This is a genomic window from Micromonospora sp. NPDC049230 (assembly GCF_040647875.1).
Lineage (GTDB): Bacteria > Actinomycetota > Actinomycetes > Mycobacteriales > Micromonosporaceae > Micromonospora.
In genome coordinates this window covers 261,008-283,342 of the sequence record NZ_JBEZCZ010000001.1, presented here as the reverse complement: position 1 = coordinate 283,342, position 22,335 = coordinate 261,008, and the positions used below count along the sequence as shown (strand labels likewise).

Genomic DNA, 22,335 nt, shown 5'->3' with positions numbered 1-22,335 from the left:
TCAGAAAGTGCAAGATCGACGAGGAGAGGGGGTCAGGCCGGGATGAGGTGGGGGCGGACTTCGTCTGCTGCCTCGTCGCCGTAGGACTCGGCCAGGCGCTTGACGAACAGGTCGGGGCGGATCTCGTACTCCTGGGTGCCGACGGTCTCCAGGACCAGCGCGGCCAGCAGCGAGCCGACCTGGGCGGCCCGCTCCAGGTCGACGCCCCAGGAGAGCGCGGTGAAGAACCCGGCCCGGAAGCCGTCACCCACACCTGTCGGGTCGACCGCCCGGGCCTCCCGTGCGATCGGTACGTGGATCGGGTCGATGCCCCGCCCGGCGATCTCCACACCGTGCTTGCCCAGCGTGGTGACCCGCACCTTGACCAGGTCCAGCAGTTGGGCGTCGGACAGCTGCGCCTTGCTCTGCAACAGCGACTTCTCGTAGTCGTTCGTCATCAGGTAGTCGGCGCCCTCGATCAGCGCCACCACGTCCTCGCCGGGCATCCGGGCGAGCTGCTGGGAGGGGTCGGCGGCGAACGCGTACCCACGGCTGCGGCACTCGGCCGAGTGCCGCAGCATCGCCTCGGGGTCGTTGGCGCTGACCAGCACCAGGTCCAGGCCGCCGATCCGGTCGGCGACCGGGGCGAGCTCGATGTTGCGGGCCTCGCTCATCGCACCGGCGTAGAACGACGCGATCTGGCACATGTCGGTGTCGGTGGTGCAGACGAACCGAGAGGTGTGCGCCACCTCGCTGACGTGCACCGAGTCGCAGTCGACGCCGTGGCGCTCCAGCCAGGAGCGGTAGTCGGCGAAGTCCGCACCGACCGCGCCGAGCAGCACCGGGCGCAGGCCCAGCTGCCCCATGCCGAAGGCGATGTTCGCCGCCACGCCGCCGCGACGGAGCACCAGATCGTCGACCAGGAAGGAGAGGGACACCTTGTGCAGCTGATCGGCGATGAGTTGGTCGGCGAAGCGACCGGGGAAGCTCATTAGGTGATCGGTGGCGATCGAGCCGGTCACGGCGATCTTCATATCAACCCTCGGGGTAGGAAGCAGGGCGCGGTCAGCCTACCGGCCCGGCAACCTGACGGTGACCTGTCGGTGGGGCGTCGGTGACCGGCCCGTCACCGCCGCTTCGGGGCCGCTCCCGGCCCCACCAGCACGGATGGGGCCATCCCGAAGGACGGCCCCGCCTGTGCTTCGGTGGTGTGACTCAGTTGAACGAGTCACCGCAGGCGCACGAGTTGCCCGCGTTGGGGTTGTCGATGGTGAAGCCCTGGGCGTCGATCCGGTCGGCGAAGTCGATCGTCGCGCCGGACAGGTACGGGGCGCTCATCCGGTCGACGACGACCCCGACACCGCCGAAGTCGGTGACGACATCACCGTCGAGCGAACGCTCGTCGAAGAAGAGCTGGTACCGCAGGCCGGAGCAGCCACCCGGCTGCACCGCGACGCGGAGCCGCAGGTCGTCGCGGCCCTCCTGCTCGATCAGGGCCTTGACCTTCTGCGCCGCGACGTCGGTGAGGACGACGGAAGTAGGGGCCTGGGCCTCGGTCGACTCGGTCTGCGCTGGCGTGGTCACGTGGAAGTCTCCCTGCGCGGTGTGGGTCCGGACACACTGGCCAACGCCGTGCGCCGTCCAGTGATTCCCGGTTGTGGTCCTCCGCCGATCGTACGCCGCCCCGGCCAGACTCACCCGCGTGGCGTGATCGCCGCCGCAGGTCCGCCCCCTCCGCGGGCGGCCGGGAGCCTCAGCGGCTCCACTGCCGGGCCAGCCGGGCGCCCAGGTCGTGCAATCCCTCCGCGGGCCGGCTCAGAGCGGCGTCGAGCCCGCCGCCCTGCTCGCCACCGAAGTGCTCGACCAGGCTGTACGCGTCGGTAACCCCGGCCGAGGCGGCCTCGCGTCGGCCGGTGCTCACCTGCCCGGCCAGGACCACGCAGGGCACCCCCCGGTCGCGGGCGGCACCCGCCACTCCGGCAACCACCTTGCCGCGCAGCGACTGGTGGTCGAACGACCCCTCACCGGTGATCACCAGGTCGACGCTGTCCAGCGCGTCGTCCAGCCCGGTGGCCCGGGTGACCAGGGCAATGCCCGACTCGCAGCCGCCTCCCAGGGCGAGGACGGCAGCGCCGAGGCCACCCGCGGCACCGCCGCCGGGCAGCGCGCCGAGCCCGGCCGGGCAGCCGGGCAGATCCCGCTCCAGCACTGCCGCGAAGCGCTCCAGAGCGGCGTCGAGCAGCAGCACGTCCGCCCGGTCGGCGCCCTTCTGCGGACCGAACACGTTGCTCGCGCCGTGCAACCCGAGCAACGGGTTGTCCACGTCGGTGGCGGCGACGAGCCGGACGCCGCGCAGCCGGGGCACGCCGTCGAGGGCGTCGACCAGGGCCAGAGCCGCACCGCCGTACGGCAGCGCGGCACCCGTGGCGTCCAGGGGGGTCACGCCCAGCGCGGCGAGCATTCCGGCTCCCGCGTCGTTGGTGCCGGAGCCGCCCAGCCCGATCACCACCGTCCGTGCGCCGCTCTCCACCGCGGCGGCCACGAGCAGGCCCAGCCCGTACGACGTGGTGGCCTTCGGGTCGCGTTCGGCGGTGCTGAGCAGGTGCAGTCCGCAGGCCTGCGCGCTCTCCAGGTAGGCGGTCGCGCCGTCGGCGGTGACCAGGATCTCACCGACCGCCGGCCGGCCCAGCGGATCAACTGTCGACACCGGCATCCGCCGGCCGCCGAGGGCTTCGGCGAGCACCCGTACGAAGCCCGGCCCGCCGTCGGAGAGCGGCCGGATCAGCAGCTCGTCGCGGTCGGTGACGGTGCGCCAACCGCCGGCCACCGCGGCGGCAACCTCCGGTGCGGACAGGGTGCCGGCGAACTTGTCCGGGCAGAGCAGCACGCGCATGCCGAGCAGTGTGGCAGCACACACCGAGGGAAGCTGCGTCGCGCTCCCGCTGTGGGACCATGGGCTACGTGACTTCGACCTGGGTGGAACCCTCCAACACCGCGACGGCTCTGCTGCTGCTCGGTCGGGGCAGCGACCCCGACACCGAGCGCGGCGTCGAGTGTCCGGGCGACCTGCCGGCGCCCAGCGACCCGGATCTGGTGGCCCGCGCCACGGCCGCGAAGGCGAAGCTGGGCAGCAAGGTCTTCGTGCTGGGGCACCACTACCAGCGCGACGAGGTGATCCAGTTCGCCGATGTGACAGGCGACTCGTTCAAGCTGGCCCGGGAGGCCGCGGCCCGTCCGGACGCGGAGTACATCGTCTTCTGCGGCGTGCACTTCATGGCCGAGAGCGCCGACATCCTCACCACCGACGCCCAGCGGGTGATCCTGCCGGACCTCGCCGCCGGCTGCTCGATGGCGGACATGGCGGTCCTGGGCCAGGTCGAGGCCGCGTGGGACACGCTGACCGAGCTGGGCATCGCCGGTGAGACCGTCCCGGTGACGTACATGAACTCCTCGGCCGACATCAAGGGCTTCGTCGGCCGCAACGGCGGCGTGGTGTGCACCTCGTCCAATGCCAAGCGCGCCCTGGACTGGGCGTTCGAGCAGGGCTCGAAGGTGCTCTTCCTGCCCGACCAGCACCTGGGCCGCAACACGGCGGTGCTGGAGATGGGCCTGTCGCTTGACGACTGCGTGCTCTACGACCCGCACAAGCCCGGTGGCGGGCTCACCCCGGAGCAGCTGCGCGACGCCAAGATGATCCTCTGGCGGGGGCACTGCTCGGTGCACGGCCGGTTCACGCTCGACAGCGTCAACGACGTCCGCGAGCGGGTGCCCGGCGTCAACGTGCTGGTCCACCCGGAGTGCCGGCACGAGGTGGTCACCGCGGCCGACTACGTGGGCTCCACCGAATACATCATCAAGGCCGTCGAGGCGGCTCCGGCCGGTTCGGCGTGGGCGCTCGGCACCGAGCTGAACCTGGTCCGCCGTCTCGCGCTGGCGCACCCGGACAAGCAGGTCATGTTCCTGGACAAGGCCGTCTGCTACTGCTCGACGATGAACCGGATCGATCTGCCCCACCTGGTCTGGGCCCTTGAGGAGCTGGTCGCGGGCCGGGTCGTCAACCAGATCACGGTGGACGCGGACACCGCCCACCACGCCCGGGTCGCGCTGGACCAGATGCTCGCCCTGCCCGGCGCGGACACCCCGCCGCCGGCGGCGCCCTGATCACGATCCGTAGTGCTCTTGGTACGCAAAAGCGCCGGATCACCGATTAATGCCACACACGCCGATGTGACCGAGTCCTTTTTCGTCACCGAGGGCTATGCTGCCGGAGCGACGACATACGCGGGCCGTTTCGACTTGGCCGCATCCGGGGTAGCGACAGCGTTCAGGCGCCCCACCAACAACACGGCAGCACCGACGCGCTGGAGGTTGCGTTGACCGACGACGTCCTGGTTGTGCACGGAGGCACTCCGCTCGAAGGGCGGATCCGCGTGCGCGGCGCGAAGAACCTGGTATCGAAGGCGATGGTCGCCGCGCTGCTCGGCGACAGCCCGAGCCGGCTGTTCGACGTGCCGAAGATCCGCGACGTCGAGGTGGTCCGGGGTCTGCTCGGCCTGCACGGCGTCAAGGTCACCGACGGCGCCGAGGACGGCGAGCTCGTCTTCGACCCGGCGAACGTGGAGAGCGCCAGCACCGACCAGATCAACGTGCACGCCGGTTCCAGCCGGATCCCGATCCTGTTCTGCGGCCCCCTGCTGCACCGGCTCGGGCACGCGTTCATCCCGGATCTGGGCGGCTGCCACATCGGCCCGCGCCCGATCGACTTCCACCTCCAGGCGCTGCGCGAGTTCGGCGCCACTGTCGAGAAGCGGCCGGAGGGTCTACACCTGTCCGCGCCGAACGGCCTGCACGGCACCAAGTTCGCCCTGCCGTACCCGAGTGTCGGCGCCACCGAGCAGGTGCTGCTGACCGCCGTCATGGCCGAGGGCGTCACCGAGCTGCGCAACGCCGCGGTCGAGCCGGAGATCATCGACCTGATCTGCATCCTGCAGAAGATGGGCGCGATCATCAAGGTCCACACCGACCGGGTGATCGAGATCCAGGGCGTGCCGAAGCTGCACGGTTACACCCACCGGCCGATCCCGGACCGGATCGAGGCCGCCAGCTGGGCGGCTGCCGCCCTGGCCACCCGCGGTCACGTCGAGGTGCTCGGCGCGCAGCAGGCCGACATGATGACCTTCCTGAACATCTTCCGCTCGGTCGGCGGCGAGTACGAGGTCACCGACGCGCGTGCGCCGAAGCTGGGCGACCCGGGGCAGGAGGGCGGCATCCGCTTCTGGCACCCGGGTGGCGAGCTGAACGCCGTGGCGCTGGAGACCGACGTGCACCCCGGGTTCATGACCGACTGGCAGCAGCCACTTGTCGTGGCGCTCACCCAGGCCCGGGGCCTGTCGATCGTCCACGAGACGGTCTACGAGCAGCGGCTGGGCTACACCGAGGCACTGAACTCGATGGGCGCCAACATCCAGGTCTACCGGGACTGCCTCGGCGGCACCCCGTGCCGCTTCGGCCGGCGCAACTTCAAGCACTCCGCGGTGATCGCCGGGCCGAGCAAGCTGCACGCCGCCGACCTGGTCATCCCGGACCTGCGGGCCGGGTTCAGCCACCTGATCGCGGCACTCGCGGCCGAGGGCACCTCCCGGGTGTACGGCGTCGACCTGATCAACCGCGGCTACGAGGACTTCGAGGCGAAGCTCGCCGACCTGGGCGCGCACGCCGAGCGTCCGTAACCTCGCACACCTCCCGTTCGCCACACGGCCGCGCTCGCGACCTCGATCCGCGCCCGGTGCACCGCGATGTGCACCGGGCGCGGATCGTTGGCTACCCTTGCCGCGTGCCGTCGCTCTTTCGCCGCAAGTCCACTGACCTCGTCGACGAGGCCGTCTCATCGGTGACCACCGAGGAGACCGCCGAACGTCCCCGGGGTTACACCCCGGCCAAGGGTCGGGAGACGCCGAAGCGGCCGACCGTCGGCCGTCGCCCGGCCGGTCCCACCCGCCCCCTCACCAAGGAGGAGGAGCGGGAGCGTCGCCGCCAACTGCGCGCCGAGGCCGCGTCGGAGTTCCGCCGTGAGGGTGGCCCCCGCGACCGCGGCCCGGAACGGCTGCTGGCCCGCAACGTGGTCGACTCCCGGCGTACCGTCGGCACCTGGTTCTTCGGCGGTGCGCTGATCGTGCTGATCGGGTCGAACGCCGCGATGCCCGACCCGGTCCGGTTGATCTCCAACGTGCTCTGGGGCGCACTGGCCCTGGGTGTGGTCATCGACTCGGTGTTGATCTGCCGCAAGATCAGCAAGTTGGTCCGGGAGCGCTTCCCGAAGACTGACCAGCGGATGGGCTCGCTCTTCCTCTACGCCGTCATGCGGTCGATCACCTTCCGGCGGATGCGCGCCCCGGCCCCGCAGGTCAACCTCGGCGACAAGGTCTGACCCGGCTCCCTGCCCCATCCACGCAACCCATCGGCGAAACTGCTGTCTCCGACGTCTCGGAGGCAGCAGTTTCCCGTTAGTCGCGCGAATCTTGCTCGGCCAGGGGGACGCTGGCAAGCACCTGCTGCTGTTCGTCGCAACGAACGCTGATCCAATGGAGCGAACGCATGCCTCCGGAACCCGCCGCCCCGCTGGCCACCATCGCCGCCGCCCTGCGTCGGGAGCGGGAACGGGTGGGCATCTCGCTGACCGAGCTTGCCCGCCGGGCGGGGGTGGCCAAGTCCACCCTCTCCCAACTGGAGTCCGGCACCGGCAACCCGAGCGTGGAGACGCTCTGGGCGTTGGGCGTGGCCCTCGGCGTGCCATTCAGCCGACTGGTGGAGCCCCTCGACGACGCCGTACGGGTGATTCGGGCCGGCGACGGGTCCCGGGTCCGCTCCGAGCAGGCCGACTTCGCCGGCACACTGCTCAGCGCCGGGGCGGCACACCTGCGCCGGGACGTCTACCTGATCGAGCTGGAACCGGGCGCGGCCCGGGCCGCCGACGGGCACACCCCGCGCAGTGTCGAACACGTGGTGGTCGCCGCCGGTCGGCTGCGGGTCGGCCCGGAGACGGCACCTGTCGAACTCGACCCCGGCGACTACGCGGCGTTCCCCGGCGATGCCCCACACCGCTACGAGGCGCTCGCACCCGGCACGTTCGCCGTCCTCATCCTGGAGCATCCCTGACCGACGACGACGATCCGCCCGAGCCAGGCGGCAGTCGAATGCGGTAGGGTCGAAGACCAGATTGGGTTATAGGACCAAATGTCCGAAACCATTGGGATAACGTTTGCGCCCGCGGGCGGTGCCACAGTGGCGGTGAGCGAGCCCACGCCGTTACCCTCCATCCGCAGCCACGGCCCGTCGGCGCGGGCGACCTGACCGGCACGTGAGGCCCCAGCACGACAATTTGCAACGAGGTGACAACGCCGTGAGCGAGCGGACGCGAGCCGGCCACCGGGGTGTGGCAGGCGGCGACCGGACGCCCGGCGATCACCCGGCTGCGGCTGCGGAACGCTCGGCTGCGGCGGGAGCCGGCCGGGCGGCCGGGTATGGCGACGGGCTCGGCCGATGAGCGGCCGCTACCCCGACCGGTGGTCAGACCCGAACGAGCCGTCCTGGGTGGTCGAGCCGACCACCGAGTGGCACCCGCAGTTCCCCGGCCAGCGCTATCCCGGCGACATCGGCGCGGCGCACCAGCCGCCACCGCGAGGTCGGGCGACGGTGAGCGGCCGAGCCGAGGTGCCGTCGCTCGCGCCCACCCGCCCGGACGGCACCTACCTCGGCCGGTCCTGGGCCGACGAGCCGCCGGAGGAGCCGGCGGCCCACGGCCGGACCTGGGTGGATGACGAGCCGGGCGAGACACCGACCTACGGCCGGCCCCGGAGCGACGCGCGCTCGGCCGACGCGTCCACCTACGGCCGGAACGACGGCGCGGCCCCCCGCACCTACGACCACGAGCCGTACCGCCGGCCACTCCCCGAACCGCCCCGGCGCGACGATCGTCGCAACCCCGAGTCGGACCGGCGTACCGCCTGGTCCGACCGACGCCCCACGGACGAGCGAGGGCCGGCGCGGGAGGCCGCCTGGCACCGGGACCAGCCCTCTTCCGAGCAGCGGTACGACAGCCGCCGGCAGCGGCCCGAACCCACCGAGCGGGACCGGGGTCACCCGGGCACGCCACCGGTCTCGCCCGCGCCCCGGTCCGATCCCGGTTGGGTGCCGGAGCCGGACGATTCGCCGCGTCGGCGCGGCACGCACGAGCGACCCGTCGCCGGTTACGAACGCCACCCCGGCGACGGATACGGCGGACGACCCACCCGGGACCACGACGGCCGGACGACCGAGGACCGGGTCGTCGACGGAGCCGACAAGTGGGCACCCATGGACGGCCGCCCGCGATACCGTGCCGACGGGCACCCGGACCGCGCCGACGACACCCGTCGCCCGGACCGGCGCTACCCCGCCGACGAGGGGGCCGGCACACAACCGTCACCCAACGGCGTTCGACGGCACCGCCCCGAGGCGCAACTGCCCGATCATCCCCGCCGCGACGACGACCGGCGTCGGGCCGACAGCGACCCGCACCGGCAGCAGCCCCGCGAGACCGCGGCCCGCGCCGAGGCGTACCCGGACCGGCGCCCCCGCGAGCAAGCCCGACCGGACGCCTACCGCGAGGACGGGCACCGCGAGCACGCGTACCGCGAGGAAGCGCCGCGCGACAACGCCTACCGCGACGAACGGGCACACGACAACGCCTACCGCGACGAACGGCCGCACGACAACGCCTACCGCGACGAACGGCCGCACGACAAGACCTACCGCGACGAACCGCCGCGCGACAACGCCTACCGCGAGCCTCGGCCGCAGCCCGGCCAACGGCCGGACGGCGGCCTGCCCTGGCCGCCGTCGGGTCCGTTGCGCCCGGACCGCACGCGGGAGCCGGGCCACCGCGGCGACCCACACCGCAGCGCCGACCCACACCGCAGCGCCGAGTCGGGTATCCCGGCACGACCGGACGCCCGGCCCGAGCGCCCGGCGGTCACCCCGTCCCGCTACGACGAGCGACCGGTACGCCCAGCGGCGACGGCCCCGTCGCCGTCCAGCCGGGTCGTGCCGGTTGCGCCGGAGCGAGCGATGCCGCAATCGCCTGTCTCCCCCGCCGCACCCGGCCGGGACCGACCGGTGTCGGCCGCCCCGGTCTCCCCCGCCTCCGAGGTGCCCGTCTCGGGTCCACCCGCCGCACGCCTTCGGCTGGAGTACCTGCCCGCGCCGGTGGACCCGCCCACCTCCGACGAGCGCTCGGATGTCCCACCGCCGTCCGCGCGCCGGGCACCGGCCGAACCAGCACCGGCTGCCGGGGTGCGTCCCACCCCACCGCCGCGTTACCCCGGTCCGAACACCGCGGACCGCCCAACCGAGCAGCGGCGCGACGGCGAGCCGACCGCAGACCGTCGCCAGGTCGGTGACGTGTCCGGCAGCGCCTCTCCCACCGACCACCGCATGCCGCCGCACTCCATCAACCGCCCGCACTCCCCAGACCGGCCGCACTCCCCAGACCGGCCGCACCCGACCGACCGCCCGCACCCCACGGACCAGCCGCACTCGACCGACCGGCCGCACCCCACGGACCAGCCGCACTCGACCGACCGGCCGCACCCCACGGGTCAGGCGTCTGGGCCGGCAGTCGCACGACCGGCGGTCGCGCCACCGCCCGCCTGGCAGGTCCCGGCCCCGGCGACAACCCCGCCCGCCCCGACGCCGGCGGCCCCGGAACCCCCGGTGCCAGCCGCCGAGGCGACACTCCCGCTCGCCCCTGGCACACCGCGCCGCTACGTACCGCCGCCGCCCTCGGAAGAGCCGGTCGCCCCCGTTCCAGACCCGGACAAGGTTGTGGGTGCCCGCGGGCCGGACGCGTGGTTCAGCCCCGCTCAGCCTGCCGACCCTGGGCCAAGCGAGGCCGCGCCGACCCGGCAACCGTCCGAGTCAGCCGACAATGACCCACGCCCGTCCGAGTCGGTCGACGATGATCCGCGGCGGTCCGCGGCGACCGACGATGATCCGCAGCGGTCCGCGGCGACCGACAATGATCCGCAGCGGTCGGCGGCGACCGACAATGATCCGCAGCGGTCCGCGGCGACCGACAACGACCGACAGCGCTCCGAGTCGACCGAGAATGCGTCGACGGCCGGCGACCCCGAGCTATCCACCGCACCGGCACTCGATCGACCCACCACACCGGGCACTGTGGACCGGAATCAGTCGACATCGACCACCGACGTCCGTCGCGATCTGACCGACGAGCAGGCAGGCAGGTCGACAGCGGTTGACTCTCCTGGATCGGTGTCCGCGCCGCCCGCTCGCCCGACCGCCGGCACCTGGGCCGCCGACCCGTTCGACGACACGCCGGCGACTGTCGGGCCCGAATCGGTGCAGGGCGACGACCGGCCCGTCTCCGGCGCCCCCGCCACCGCGACGCCGCACCAGCAGCCCGAAGCCGTAGCCGAGGTCGACGGCCAATATGCCGCCGCTCGCCTGGTCGGGGACACCGATCCCGTTGCGCCTGATCGAACTGACGACGCCCTGCCGTACGCCCGGCCGTCCGATGTTCAGGGTGATCCGAGCAGCACCGGGTTGACGGACGGTTCACGAACCGACGGCTGGTCGGACGACGTCGCACTGCCGGCCCCGCCCGCAATGTCTGATGACAACGATGCAACGGTCTCGGGAGCACCAGTCCCGGGAGCACCGGGCTGGGCAGACCGCACACCGTCGACCCTGACGCCGCCCGTCGCACCCGTCCCCGCACCGACTGCGCCCGCACCGCCGGTCGCCACGGGACCTGTCTCCGCGCCACCTGCCCCTACACCTTTCGCCGCCGGAGAACAGAGCTTCGGGACCCCTGTCTCCGCGCCACCCACCCCCGCACCTGCCGACTCCGCACCTTCCGCCGCCGCAGAGCAGACCTTGGGGGCACCCGTCTCCGCGGCACCGGTGTCCGCGCCGCCATCCTCGGTGCCACCGCCCGTCTCCGCACCGCCGATCGTCCCCACGCCCGTGTCCGCACCACCCGCGCCGACAGAGCCGGCGTCCGCGACACCCGACTCCACCTCACCCGCGTCGACACAGGCGGCGTCCGCACCACCCGCCTCCGCACCACCCACCGCCCCAGCAGCACCCGTCTCCGCACCACCCGCGCCGACACAGGCGGCGTCCGCACCACCCGCCTCCGCGCCGCCCACCGCCCCAGCAGCACCCGTCTCCGCACCACCCGCGTCGACACACACGGCCTCCGCACCACCCGCCTCCGCGCCGCCCGCCTCAACGGTTCCCGGCCCGAGGACCGGCTCGCGCGGGGAGAACGCGCCCGTCTCCGCACCCCCCGACGACGCTCCGCCGGCGATCCGCCCATCGCTGGCCGACCCGGGCGACCCGGAGCAGGTCCTCGCGGCGTACCGCTGGCGGTTGGACCCGGTCACCCTGCGGGAGGAGCTGACGGAGCCGGACGACCTGCGGGCCATCCGGCGACGGCTGACCGAGAAGCTGGGCTCGGCGGTCGACAACCGCGCCCGGGCCCGGCTGCTCAGCCTGCGGGCGGTGACCTCGCGGATCCTCGGCGACCTGGACGACGCGCTGGCCGATGGTCGGCTCGCCCTCACCTACGCCGAGGCCACCGGCGAGCTGCGCCGGACCGCGTTGGCCCAGGCCCGGCTGGCCCACGTCCTGCGCTGGCGCGGCAACTTCGCCGAGGCTGACCAACTCTTCGCCCAGGCCAACTCGGTCGAGCTACCCGACCGGTTGCGGGCCGCACTCCACGAGCACGCCGGACGGTCGTGTTACGACCAGGGACGGCTCATGGAAGCCTGCCAGCACTTCGAGCAGGCGCTCGACCTGCGCGGCGCCGGCGACGCCGAACTGCTGGACCGAATCCGGGTGGCCCTCGACGCGGTCGCCGTCCGGGCCACGGCTGACGGCTTCGGGCCGTACCGCAGGGGTCGGGACGAGGTGCTCGACCGTGACCGGCCCCCGGTGCCGGACCGGGACGGGTCGCTGTGGGGTTACACCGGCCCGGACGGCGACGTGGTCATCCCCGCCCGGTACGCCGAGGCGCAGCCGTTCCACGACGGTTTGGCCTGGGTACGCCGGCCGGACACCGACCGGTGGTCGCTGATCAACCTGCTCGGTACGACGGTGATCCCGCCCTCCTACCGGGCGGCGCACCCGTTCAGCGACGGCCTGGCCTGGGTGGTCGGCGAGGGTGGGTGGACGGCCATCGACGCGACCGGCGCGGTGCAGGTCGCGCCCAACTTCGCCGAGGTACGACAGTTCCGTCGCGGGCTGGCCGCGGTGCGGCGCGAGGGGTGGGGGGCGGTCGACCGGACCGGTCGGATCGTCGTGCCCACGCGTTACCACGGGTTCGTCACCGAGTTGGCCGACGGCCAGAAGGTCGACGGTTTCACCGACGAGGGGCTCGCCGTGGTCGACGTGGCCGGCCGGCGCGGTGTGGTGGACCGCACCGGCGCGGTGCTGGTCGCACCGGCGCACCCGATGCTTGTCATCCACCCGGTGGCGTTCCTGGTCGAGAGCGGCAACGGGCGATGGGGTGCGCTGGACCGGCGCGGCGTACCGCTCATCGACCCGGTGCACCGCGATCGCGCCGAGGTGCTGGAGGAGATCGACCGGCTACTCACCGACGCCAATCCGGTGCTCTGAGTCGCCGCCCGTCACTGGTGATCCACTGGAGCTAGGGTCGGTACATGGAATTCCGATACCTGGGCCGTTCCGGCCTGATGGTCAGCGAGATCTCGTACGGCAACTGGATCACCCACGGTTCGCAGGTCGAGGAGGACGCGGCGTTCGCCTGCGTCCGGGCCGCGCTCGACGCGGGGATCACGACCTTCGACACCGCCGACGCGTACGCCGGCACGCAGGCCGAGGACGTGCTCGGCCGGGCGTTGCAGAACGAGCGTCGCGAGGGCGTGGAGATCTTCACCAAGGTCTACTGGCCGACCGGGCCCAGCCGCAACAACCGTGGCCTGTCCCGCAAGCACATCATGGAGTCGATCAACGGCTCGCTGCGCCGACTGCGCACCGACTACGTGGACCTCTACCAGGCCCACCGCTACGACATCAGCACCCCGCTGGAAGAGACGATGGAGGCGTTCGCCGACGTCGTGCACTCCGGCAAGGCGCACTACATCGGCGTCTCCGAGTGGACCGCAGCCCAGCTGCGCGCCGCCCACCCGCTCGCCCGGGAGTTGCACATCCCGTTGATCTCCAACCAGCCACAGTATTCGATGCTCTGGCGGGTCATCGAGACCGAGGTCGTGCCGGCCAGCGAGGAACTGGGCATCGGGCAGATCGTCTGGTCGCCGATGGCGCAGGGCGTGCTCTCCGGCAAGTACCTGCCGGGCCAGCCGCCACCTGCCGGTTCCCGTGCCACCGACGAGAAGTCGGGTAAGGGGTACATCTCCCGGTTCATGAACGACGACGTGCTGACCCGGGTCCAGCAGCTCAAGCCCCTCGCCGAGCAGGCCGGGCTCAGCATGGCCCAGCTCGCCGTGGCGTGGGTCCTGCAAAACCCGAACGTCTCGTCGGCGATCATCGGCGCGTCCCGCCCCGAACAGGTGCAGGACAACGTCAAGGCGGCCGGGGTGAAGCTCGACGCCGGCCTGCTCAAGGCCATCGACGACATCGTCGAGCCGATCGTCGAGCGGGACCCGGCGAAGACCGAGTCCCCCGCGCGGCGTCCCTGACACCGTTCCGGCCCGGCCGACGCGAGGGCTTCGCGCCGACCGGGCCGGGGCCGGTCACCTCAGCTCCGCCGGTCGGCGGGGCCGGTCAGCTCCGCCCCGTCGCCGGGGCCGGTCAGCTCCGCCCCGTCGCCGGGGCCGGTCAGCTCCGCCCCGTCGCCGGGGCCGGTCAGCTCCGCCCTTTCGCTAGGGCCGGTCAGCTCTGCCAGAAGCGGATCAGCTCCAGGCCGGTGGCGTAGAGCCACGAGGGCAGACCGAGCAGGTCACCGATCGCGAAGACCGCGTCGAAGAACCAGCCGCCGATGCGCGGGTTCCACAACAGCGCGAAGAGCAGCAGGAAACCGTACGGGGCGAACAGGTCGTACATCTTGCGCCACTGCGGGTTGAGCCACGGCTGGATCATGTTGCCGCCGTCCAGACCGGGCACCGGCAGCAGGTTCAGCACGCTCGCGGTGAGTTGCAGGAAGGCGAGCAGCGCCACCCCCGCCCAGAACTCCACCGGCCCGCCCGACTGGGTGCCGAGCCGCACCGCCAGCACGAGCACCAGCGTGAACAGCACATTGGTCGCCGGTCCGGCGAGGCTGACAAGTGTGTGCCGCAGTCGACCCGGGATGGCGTGCCGGTCCACCCAGACCGCCCCGCCGGGCAGGCCGATGCCACCGAGCAGCACCACCGCCACCGGCAGCACGATCGACAGCAGCGGGTGGGTGTACTTCAACGGGTTGAGCGTCAGGTAGCCGCGGTGGGCGATGTCCCGGTCGCCGGCCCGGTAGGCCACCACCGCGTGGGCGTACTCGTGCAGGCACAGTGAGACCAGCCAGCCGGACACCACGAACAGGAACACGTCGAACCGGACGTTGCCGTAACCGTTCCATGCCATCACTCCGCTGACCGCGAAGAGGGCGACCAGGCCGAGGAAGACCGGGCTGGGCCGAAACGCCGCCCTGGGTACGCCGAGGACCAGCCCGTCGGCTCCCGGCCGGTCGTATGCCATCACTCGGCCGTGGGCAGCAGGCTCATCCGGTACTCCACCCGGTCGTCCTCGACGAGCGCGACCGAGGTGACGCCGGACGCCGCGAGCTCCCGCCAGGTCTGACCGATCCAGGATTCGGCGTCGGCCTGGCTGCTGAACGACTCCGCCGGTCCTTCGACCGTCTGGCCGTCAGTGCCCTCGTACCGCCAGCTCCACGCCATGCCGCGTCTCCCCTCGCCGCTGAAGTCCCCGTGGGACGAACCCTCGCCAGCGTAGTCGGCCCACAGCGCAACGGCCGCTCGCTCACCCACGGAACCCCGGCAAGATCAATCCCCACACCACCCATCCCTCCCGCGATCTTGCACTTTCTGCCGGGATATTGAAGGCATTCCACGCATCTCGGCGACCGAAAGTGCAAGATCGGCGCGGCGGGAGGCGGATCTTCGGCAGGGCTGGGGCGACGTGCCCGGACTCGGACGCGGCGAACTAAGGTACGGGCATGTCCGTAGACGGGTGGAACACGGTCCTGGTGCTCGGCGGGATCCGGTCCGGCAAGTCCGAGTTCGCCGAGTCCCTGGTCACCGACGCGCCGGTGGTCCGCTATCTCGCCACCGCGCCCGAGGGCGACCCGGAGGACACCGAGTGGGCGACCCGGCTGGCGGCGCACCGCGCCCGACGACCGGGCAGTTGGACCACCGAGGAGACCACCGAGGACCCGCGCCGGCTGGCCGACGTGCTCGCGTCCGCCGAGCCCAACGAGACGCTGCTCGTCGACGACCTCGGCGGCTGGGTGACGGTGCTGCTCGACCCGGCGCACCAGCCGGCCAACGACGTGGCGACGATCGACGAGCTGGCCGACGCGATCCGCACCTGCTCGGCCCGGGTGGTGCTGGTGAGCCCCGAGGTGGGGCTGTCGTTGGTGCCGACCACCCCGCTGGGCCGGGCGTTCACCGACGCGCTGGGCGCGGCCAACCGCGCGGTCGCCGACGCCTGCGACGCGGTGGCCCTGGTGGTCGCCGGCCAGCCGGTGTGGCTCAAGCCGGCCACCAGCACGACCATCCCCGCGGCACCCACCAACGCGACCGAGCCGGCCTCCCTCGGCAGCGCCACCACCCCGGCCACCGCCAGCAGCGCCACCACCCTGGCCACCGCCGGCAGCGCCACCACCCTGGCCGCTGCCGGCAGCACGAGCGGGCCAGCCGCCCGCGGCAGCCTGGCCGACGCCGAGCCCGTCCCCGAGGTGAAGCTGCCCGACGTGCTGACCCACGCGCCGCCGGTCGTTCCGACCCAGGAACCCGGCAACCCCTGGGCCGCCCCGACCATGGCGCTGCCGATGGTGGCCACCGGGCTGGTCATCCAGCCGGGCATGGAACTGCCGATGCCCGACGAGTTCGCGGGCCCGCAGGCGGTGGACCGACTGGCCACGCTGGACGTACCGGGCGCCGGGCTGGGCGTACTGGACCGGGTGGTCGGCTTCGCCGCCGCGACCCAGGGCACCCCCACCCCCCGGGCCTGGGGCTCGGTCCGGGTGTTGCTGCTGCACGGCGACCACGCCGGCGGGGCGTCCGCCGGCACCGTCGCCGGCGAGTCGGCACGCCGGGCCGCGCAGGCCCGCGCCGGCAAGGGCGCGTTGGCGCGACTCGCCGCCGAGAGTGGCGCCAGCCTCCAGGTGGTGGACACTCCCACCGCCGCGCCGATGGAGGACCAACCGGCGCTCTCGCTCGATCAGGTGGAGTCGGCGCTGCGCTACGGCTGGCGGCTCGCCGAGCAGGCCGCCGACGCCGGCGTACAGCTGCTGGTGCTGGGGGCGTGCGGCGCCGGCACCGAGGCGGCGGCCGCGGCGGTGCTCGCCGCGACCGCGGGCGCCGAGCCGCCGGCCGTGCTGGGCCGGGTGATCACCGACGCCGGCGAGATCGACGACGCGGCGTGGATGATCCGCTGCGCGGCGGTCCGCGACGCGCTGCACCGCACCCACCGCTCGTCGCGCGGCGCCAAGGACATCCTGGCCGAGCTGGGCGGCGGCGACGTGGCGGTGGCCACCGGCGTGCTGCTCGGCGCCACCGCCCGTCGGGTACCGGTGCTGCTCGACGGGCCGGTCGGGGTGGCCGCCGGCATGGTCAGCCGCGACCTGGCCGGGCAGGCCCGGCACTGGTGCCTGCTCGCCGACCACGGCGGTCACCCGTCGGTGCGGCTCGCCGCCGACGTGCTCGGCCTCACCCCGCTGCTCGACCTGCGGATGGATCTCGGCGAGGGCGCGAACGCGCTTGTCGCGCTCCCGCTGCTGCGTTCGGTGCTCGCGCTGTCCGTCGCGCTGCCGGTCCACCCGTCGCTCGGGGGCGGCGAGACGGACCCGGCCGCCGACGAGCCGCAGCCCACCGGCCCGAGGCATGCCGGCCCGGATGTCGCCGAGCCCGACTTCGCTGAACCCGACTTCGCCGAACCGGAGCCGGACGGGCCGGGTCCGGCCAGCACCGGGGCGGACGAGCAGCCGGCGTCGGGCTGGCGTGCCGGCTGAGTCGCGGTTCCTCGCGGGAACCCGGCTGGCGGTCACCACGTTCACCACGCTGCCGGTGCGGGCCGGGCGGATCGACCGCCCGGTCGCCGGCACCGCGATGGCACTCGCCCCGGTGGTCGGCGCGCTGCTCGGCGTCCTGCTGGCCGGTGTGCTGCTGCTGACCGGCGCGTTCGCTCCCCCGCTGGTGGCCGCGGGTGTGACGGTCGGCGCGGCCGCACTGCTCAGCCGCGGGCTGCACCTGGACGGGCTGGCCGACACAGTGGACGCGCTCGGCTCGTACCGGCGGGGGGCGGCCGCACTGGAGATCATGAAGAAGCCGGACGTCGGCCCGTTCGGGGTGGTCGCCCTGGTGGTCGTACTCCTGGTGCAGGCGGCGGCGCTCGCCGACCTGGCGGGGCGGTCCGGGCTGGCGTGTCTCGCGGCGGTGGTCGCGGCGACCGCCGCCGGGCGGTTCGGCGTCACTGTGGCCTGCCGACGGGGAGTGCCGGCGGCCCGACCGGACGGGCTCGGCGCGCTGGTGGCCGGCACTGTCGGCCCGGTGGCACTGGCCGTCGGCGCGGTCGCCGTCGCGCTGCTGGCGGTGCCCGCGGTGCCGGGCCGCCCGTGGCAGGGGCCGCTGGCCGTCGCCACCGCACTCGCCGTCGCACTCGCGCTGCTGACCCACGTGGTACGCCGGCTCGGCGGGATCACCGGCGACGTGCTCGGCGCGACCGTCGAGGTGGTCACCACGCTGGTCTACCTGGGTGTGGTGCTGTCCGCCTGAACCGGGCACGGCGGGCCGGGTAGCGTTCGGCTCGACAGCACCGGCACGGCCACCGGGGGACACAAGCATGCTCATCACTGACGACTTCCTGCCCGTACCGGTGCCGGAGTCGCTCAGCGCGACCTACCTGGTGCCGATGGCGGGGCTGCCGAAGGTCAGCGCGAAGACCGCGGTGGCGGCCCTGACCGGCCGGCTGGCCGAGCCGGTGCACGGGCTGGCCCGCCAGATGCTGGACAGCCCGCTGATGAGCGTCGACACCCGGCCGATCGCCGACTTTCCCGAGCTGCCGCCGGACCTGCTCACCGCGTTCGGCGCCACCGAGGAGCAGTTGGCCCGGCTGGCCGCGGCGAGCCACCTGGTGGTCGTACAGGCCGAATACCGGCCCGGTTGGCCGCCCGCGCACGAGTGGGCGGCCCGCGCGGTCGCGGCCGCCGTGGCGGAGTCCGTCGACAGCGACGTGGTGGACGTCTTCGGCCTCCAGTTCCTCGACCCGGCGACCGCGCTGCGCTCGCTCCCCGACGAGCAGGGCCGCGTCCGACTCGTCGACTGGGTGCTGGTGCCGTACTCGTCCGACACGGAGGGGCTGTGGTTCACCACCAAGGGGCTGCGCCGCTTCGGGCTGCTGGAGTTGCAGACCCAGGGGGTGCCCGACCACCTCACCCGCGCCTGGGGTGCGGTGATGACCGGGGCGGCCCGTCGACTGCTGCGGGACTGGACCGACGGGCTCACCGGCGAGGAGGTGCCGGCGTTCGTGCAGTTGCCGGTGCTGGCCACTGTCACCGGGCACGACATCGCGGTGGCGTACGGCAATCCGGAGCAGCACGGCGCGACGGCCCCGGTGCTGCTGCGCCTGGAGCTGGACCCGGCGACGGACCCGGAGGCCGACTCGTTCCTGAGCCTGCGCCCACCCGCCGGCCACCCGGGCCCGGACGGGCGCTACTACGCCGCTGCCTGCGCGACCCTGTTCTCCGGAATCCAGCCGGACGTGCGCTACGCCCGCTCCGGTGACGCGATGAGCCGGGCGGTCGCCACCGCGCGGGCGGCGCTGGGTGACGCGCGGGCCCGGTTCGTCGCCGGCCAACTGCCCGCCGAGTCGCAGCTGGTGGTCAAGTACGGCCTGCCCGGCGACGACGGCCCGGAGTACCTCTGGGCGGGCGTCACCTCCTGGGAGGCCGCGGAGCGCATCGTCGGCGTGAGCGCCAGCGACGCCAACACCGACCCGAGCGTGCGCATCGGCGCCCCGGTGGTGGTGGAAGCGACAGACGTAGTCGACTGGGCGGTCCTGGACGCGTCGGGCGTCATCGAAGGCGGCTGGACCCAGGCAGTCCTAGATTCCGGCGAACCCCCCACCCCCTAACCCACCCACCCCACCCCCACCCCGGTTGATCATGGAGTTATAGCCGTGACACGCCGACGGCGACGGCTATAACTCCATGATCAACGGGGCGGGGCGAAGGGGGAGGGGTGGGTGGGGGTTACTTCACTGAGGGGGTTACGAAGGGGGGTTTCGTGAGGGTTAGGGGGGCTCGGCGGCCTCGGATGTCGATCTCGACCTCGTCGCCGTCGGAGAGGTTGGCGTCGGTGTCCAGCAGGGCCAGGGCGATGCCCTGCTTGCGGGTTGGCGAGAAGGTGCCGCTGGTCACGGTGCCGACCTGCTTGTCGCCCACGTGCAGGGTCATGCCGGGGCGCGGGATGGCCCGGTCGACGGCCACCAGGCCGCGCAGCGTACGCCGGGGGCCGGCGGCCTTCTCGGCGAGCAGCGCGTCGCGGCCCCAGAAGGCCGGCTTGTCCCAACCAACGGCCCAGCCCGAGCGGGCCTGCACCGGGGTGATGTCCGCCGAGAGGTCCTGCCCGTGCAGTGGGTAGCCCATCTCGGTACGCAGGGTGTCCCGGGCGGCCAGCCCGCAGGCCCGCAGCTCGAACGCCTCCCCCACGGCGAAGAGCGCGTCCCAGACGGTCACCGCGTGCTCGGCCGGCACCACCAGCTCGTATCCCAGTTCGCCCGTGTACCCGGTACGGCAGACGGTCAGCTCCACCCCGGCCAGGCTCGCCGCGGAGAAGCTCATGTAGCCGTGGTCGGTGGGCAGGTCGAGGGCGGCCAGCAACTCGGCCGAGCGGGGGCCCTGCACGGCCAGCACGGCGTACCCCTCGTGCTCGTCGGTGACGGTGACCTGCGCGGGCGCGGCGGCGCGCAACCGGCGCACCACCTCGGCGGTGTTCGCGGCGTTCGGGATGAGGAACACGTGGTCGTCGGCGTAGAGGTAGGCGATGATGTCGTCCACCACGCCCCCGGTGGCGTCGTCGCAGCAGAGCGTGTACTGCGCCCGGCCCGGCCCGATCCGGCCCAGGTCGTTGCTGAGGCAGGAGTTGACGAAGTCGGCCGCGCCGGGGCCGCTGACCCGGGCCTTGCCGAGGTGCGACACGTCGAAGACCCCGACCGCGGTCCGCACCGCGGTGTGCTCCTTGAGCACCCCGCCGCCGGCGTACTCCAGCGGCATCTCCCAGCCCCCGAAGGGGGCGAACTTGGCGCCGGCGGCGGTGTGCCGCTCGTGCAGCGGGGAACGACGCAGCCGGGTCGCGGCGGCGTCGGAGGTCACGTCGGTCATGGGTGGCAACTTACCGGGGGCCAGGTCGCTGGTTAGCATCGGCGGGAGCCCGCTGGCGCTGTCGGCGGGACAACCATGACGTTCGGCGGGTACGTTCCGCCGAAGACCTTCACCGCCGGTACGCGACGCCGCGACCGGCCCGGCCCGCCCGGAGTAGCTTCAGTGACATCGCCCCGCACCACCAACCTGAGCCTGGTCGACACCGATCCGGCCGAGCTCGCCGTCGACGCGATCGTGATCGGCGTGCACAGCCAGACCGGAGAGCAGGGCGCCACCAGCGGCCTCGCCGGCACCCTGCTGCTCGCCAGCGGCGCGGAGAGCATCGCCGCCGCGTTCGACGGAAAGCTGACCGAGACGCTGGCGCTGCTCGGCGCGACCGGTGGGCCGGGTGAGGTCATCAAGCTGGCCACGCTGGGCACCGTGACCGCCCCGCTGGTCGCCGCGGTCGGGCTCGGCCCGGAGCCGTCCGGTGCCGCGCCGGCCCCGGAGACGCTGCGCCGGGCCGCCGGTTCGGCGATCCGGGCCCTGGCGGGCGCGCCCACCGTCGCGCTGGCGATGCCGTTGCCGGACGACTCGGACGCGTCGGCCGAGCTGCGCGCGGTCGCGGAGGGTGCGCTGCTCGGCGGGTACCGGTTCGCCGGTTACAAGACCCGCCCGCAGCCGACCCGGCGGGAGCCGGTGACCGAGGTGCTCATCGCGGTGCCGGACGCCGGTGACGCGGGCGCCCAGGCGGAGGTCACCCGGGCTCAGGTGGTGGCGAACGCGGTCCGGCTCACCCGGGACTGGGTGAACACCGCTCCGAACGAGTTGCGTCCGCCGTCGTTCGCCGACGCGGTCGCCGGTGCCGCCCGGGACGCGGGCCTCGGCGTCGAGGTGCTCGACGAGGCGGAGCTGGCCGCCGGCGGTTACGGCGGCATCGTCGCGGTCGGTCAGGGCTCGGAGGCCCCGCCCCGGCTGGTGAAGCTCACCTACACGCCGCAGGACGGCGGCAACGGCAAGCGGGTCGCGTTGGTCGGCAAGGGGATCACCTTCGACACCGGCGGCATCTCGATCAAGCCGGCGCAGGGCATGTGGGAGATGAAGTCCGACATGGGCGGCGCGGCCGCGGTGGGCGCGGCCATGCTGGCGATCGCCGCGCTGAAGCCGGCGGTGGCGGTCAGCGCGTACCTGCCGATGGCGGAGAACATGCCGTCGGGCACCAGCTACCGGCCGGGTGACGTGATCACCATGTTCAACGGCAAGCGGGTCGAGGTGCTCAACACCGACGCCGAGGGCCGGATGATCCTGGGCGACGCCATGGCCCGTGCCTGCGCGGACGGCACCGACTACCTGTTCGAGACCTCCACCCTGACCGGTGGCCAGGTGGTCGCGCTCGGCAAGCGGGTGGCCGGCGTGATGGGCACCCCGGAGCTGTGCGAGCGGGTCCAGGTGGCCGGCGACGCGGTCGGGGAGCCCGCCTGGCCGATGCCGCTGCCCGACGACGTGCGTAAGGGCATGGAGTCCGACGTGGCGGACATCTCGCAGGTCAACGCCGGGATGGACCGGGCCGGCCACATGTTGCAGGGCGGCGTGTTCCTGCGCGAGTTCGTGACCGACGACGTGGCCTGGGCGCACATTGACATCGCCGGTCCGAGTTACCACTCGGGCGAGCCGACCGGCTACTGGACCAAGGGCGGCACCGGCGTCCCGGTCCGCATGCTGGTGCAGCTCGTCGAGGACGTCGCCGCCAACGGCTGACGGAGCCCCGCGGAAGGGCCGCCCGCCAACGCGGGCGGCCC

General features: G+C 73.2%; 16 protein-coding genes. 10 read left to right on the top strand and 6 right to left on the bottom strand.

Annotated elements, in window-relative coordinates:
* Window positions 1-32: 32 nt before the first annotated feature.
* The 3 genes from AB0A95_RS01335 to AB0A95_RS01325 form a co-directional block, all read right to left on the bottom strand.
* Window positions 33-1,013 carry a carbohydrate kinase family protein gene (locus AB0A95_RS01335; RefSeq protein ID WP_357553591.1) on the bottom strand — a complete coding sequence of 327 codons (981 nt, stop codon included), beginning with the start codon at window positions 1,011-1,013 and terminating at the stop codon, window positions 33-35.
* 181 nt (window positions 1,014-1,194) lie between these two features.
* Window positions 1,195-1,563 carry an iron-sulfur cluster insertion protein ErpA gene (gene erpA / locus AB0A95_RS01330; protein WP_238661535.1) on the bottom strand — a complete coding sequence of 123 codons (369 nt, stop codon included), beginning with the start codon at window positions 1,561-1,563 and terminating at the stop codon, window positions 1,195-1,197.
* A 169-nt stretch (window positions 1,564-1,732) separates the two neighbouring features.
* Complete coding sequence (locus AB0A95_RS01325; protein ID WP_357553590.1) at window positions 1,733-2,872, bottom strand: glycerate kinase; 1,140 nt, start codon at window positions 2,870-2,872, stop codon at window positions 1,733-1,735.
* 68 nt (window positions 2,873-2,940) lie between these two features.
* Here AB0A95_RS01325 and nadA point away from each other — a divergent pair, with 68 nt between their 5' ends.
* The 6 genes from nadA to AB0A95_RS01295 all read left to right on the top strand — a co-directional run bounded on the left by nadA (window position 2,941) and on the right by AB0A95_RS01295 (window position 13,703).
* Entirely contained in the window at window positions 2,941-4,140 is a 1,200-nt protein-coding gene (gene nadA, locus AB0A95_RS01320; RefSeq protein WP_357553589.1) for a quinolinate synthase NadA, read from the top strand.
* Window positions 4,141-4,352: 212 nt separating this feature from the next.
* Window positions 4,353-5,708, top strand: coding sequence for a UDP-N-acetylglucosamine 1-carboxyvinyltransferase (gene murA, locus AB0A95_RS01315; RefSeq protein ID WP_124820727.1), 1,356 nt, complete (start codon window positions 4,353-4,355; stop codon window positions 5,706-5,708).
* Between the two features lie 104 nt (window positions 5,709-5,812).
* Complete coding sequence (locus AB0A95_RS01310; RefSeq protein ID WP_357553588.1) at window positions 5,813-6,406, top strand: DUF3043 domain-containing protein; 594 nt, start codon at window positions 5,813-5,815, stop codon at window positions 6,404-6,406.
* A 167-nt stretch (window positions 6,407-6,573) separates the two neighbouring features.
* Window positions 6,574-7,134 carry an XRE family transcriptional regulator gene (locus tag AB0A95_RS01305; protein WP_357553587.1) on the top strand — a complete coding sequence of 187 codons (561 nt, stop codon included), beginning with the start codon at window positions 6,574-6,576 and terminating at the stop codon, window positions 7,132-7,134.
* Between the two features lie 384 nt (window positions 7,135-7,518).
* On the top strand, window positions 7,519-12,660 hold the full coding sequence (locus tag AB0A95_RS01300) for a WG repeat-containing protein (RefSeq protein WP_357553586.1): 5,142 nt from the start codon (window positions 7,519-7,521) through the stop codon (window positions 12,658-12,660).
* A gap of 44 nt (window positions 12,661-12,704) precedes the next feature.
* Window positions 12,705-13,703 (top strand): aldo/keto reductase family protein, encoded by a 999-nt coding sequence (locus AB0A95_RS01295; protein WP_357553585.1) that lies wholly within the window; start codon window positions 12,705-12,707, stop codon window positions 13,701-13,703.
* Between the two features lie 193 nt (window positions 13,704-13,896).
* Here AB0A95_RS01295 and AB0A95_RS01290 read toward each other — a convergent pair whose 3' ends face one another.
* Window positions 13,897-14,694, bottom strand: a complete 798-nt coding sequence (locus AB0A95_RS01290; protein ID WP_357553584.1) for a site-2 protease family protein — start codon at window positions 14,692-14,694, stop codon at window positions 13,897-13,899.
* Window positions 14,694-14,894, bottom strand: coding sequence for a hypothetical protein (locus tag AB0A95_RS01285; RefSeq protein WP_196918986.1), 201 nt, complete (start codon window positions 14,892-14,894; stop codon window positions 14,694-14,696). The genes AB0A95_RS01290 and AB0A95_RS01285 overlap by 1 nt, the downstream gene beginning before the upstream one ends.
* 278 nt (window positions 14,895-15,172) lie before the next feature.
* Between AB0A95_RS01285 and AB0A95_RS01280 the strand changes: the two genes are divergently transcribed.
* The 3 genes from AB0A95_RS01280 to AB0A95_RS01270 all read left to right on the top strand — a co-directional run bounded on the left by AB0A95_RS01280 (window position 15,173) and on the right by AB0A95_RS01270 (window position 19,308).
* Window positions 15,173-17,188 carry a bifunctional adenosylcobinamide kinase/adenosylcobinamide-phosphate guanylyltransferase gene (locus AB0A95_RS01280; RefSeq protein WP_357553583.1) on the top strand — a complete coding sequence of 672 codons (2,016 nt, stop codon included), beginning with the start codon at window positions 15,173-15,175 and terminating at the stop codon, window positions 17,186-17,188.
* Complete coding sequence (locus AB0A95_RS01275) at window positions 17,178-17,951, top strand: adenosylcobinamide-GDP ribazoletransferase (RefSeq protein WP_357553582.1); 774 nt, start codon at window positions 17,178-17,180, stop codon at window positions 17,949-17,951. Before AB0A95_RS01280 ends, AB0A95_RS01275 begins: the two co-directional genes overlap by 11 nt.
* Window positions 17,952-18,018: 67 nt before the next feature.
* The gene (locus AB0A95_RS01270) at window positions 18,019-19,308 is read left to right on the top strand and encodes a DUF2314 domain-containing protein (RefSeq protein ID WP_357553581.1); all 1,290 of its coding nucleotides are present in this window, start codon (window positions 18,019-18,021) and stop codon (window positions 19,306-19,308) included.
* 118 nt (window positions 19,309-19,426) lie between these two features.
* Here AB0A95_RS01270 and gcvT read toward each other — a convergent pair whose 3' ends face one another.
* Window positions 19,427-20,557, bottom strand: coding sequence for a glycine cleavage system aminomethyltransferase GcvT (gene gcvT, locus AB0A95_RS01265; protein ID WP_357553580.1), 1,131 nt, complete (start codon window positions 20,555-20,557; stop codon window positions 19,427-19,429).
* Between the two features lie 162 nt (window positions 20,558-20,719).
* On the opposite strand from gcvT, the gene AB0A95_RS01260 reads away from it, so the two are divergent.
* The gene (locus AB0A95_RS01260; RefSeq protein ID WP_357553579.1) at window positions 20,720-22,294 is read left to right on the top strand and encodes a leucyl aminopeptidase; all 1,575 of its coding nucleotides are present in this window, start codon (window positions 20,720-20,722) and stop codon (window positions 22,292-22,294) included.
* The last annotated feature ends 41 nt before the right edge of the window (window positions 22,295-22,335 follow it).

Coding starts and splice junctions, on each gene's coding strand:
- AB0A95_RS01335 (WP_357553591.1), bottom strand. CDS start 1,013: ATGAAGATCGCCGTGACCGGCTCGATCGCCACCGATCACCTAATGAGC.
- AB0A95_RS01325 (WP_357553590.1), bottom strand. CDS start 2,872: ATGCGCGTGCTGCTCTGCCCGGACAAGTTCGCCGGCACCCTGTCCGCA.
- AB0A95_RS01305 (WP_357553587.1), top strand. CDS start 6,574: ATGCCTCCGGAACCCGCCGCCCCGCTGGCCACCATCGCCGCCGCCCTG.
- AB0A95_RS01300 (WP_357553586.1), top strand. CDS start 7,519: ATGAGCGGCCGCTACCCCGACCGGTGGTCAGACCCGAACGAGCCGTCC.
- AB0A95_RS01295 (WP_357553585.1), top strand. CDS start 12,705: ATGGAATTCCGATACCTGGGCCGTTCCGGCCTGATGGTCAGCGAGATC.
- AB0A95_RS01290 (WP_357553584.1), bottom strand. CDS start 14,694: ATGGCATACGACCGGCCGGGAGCCGACGGGCTGGTCCTCGGCGTACCC.
- AB0A95_RS01285 (WP_196918986.1), bottom strand. CDS start 14,894: ATGGCGTGGAGCTGGCGGTACGAGGGCACTGACGGCCAGACGGTCGAA.
- AB0A95_RS01280 (WP_357553583.1), top strand. CDS start 15,173: ATGTCCGTAGACGGGTGGAACACGGTCCTGGTGCTCGGCGGGATCCGG.
- AB0A95_RS01270 (WP_357553581.1), top strand. CDS start 18,019: ATGCTCATCACTGACGACTTCCTGCCCGTACCGGTGCCGGAGTCGCTC.
- gcvT (WP_357553580.1), bottom strand. CDS start 20,557: ATGACCGACGTGACCTCCGACGCCGCCGCGACCCGGCTGCGTCGTTCC.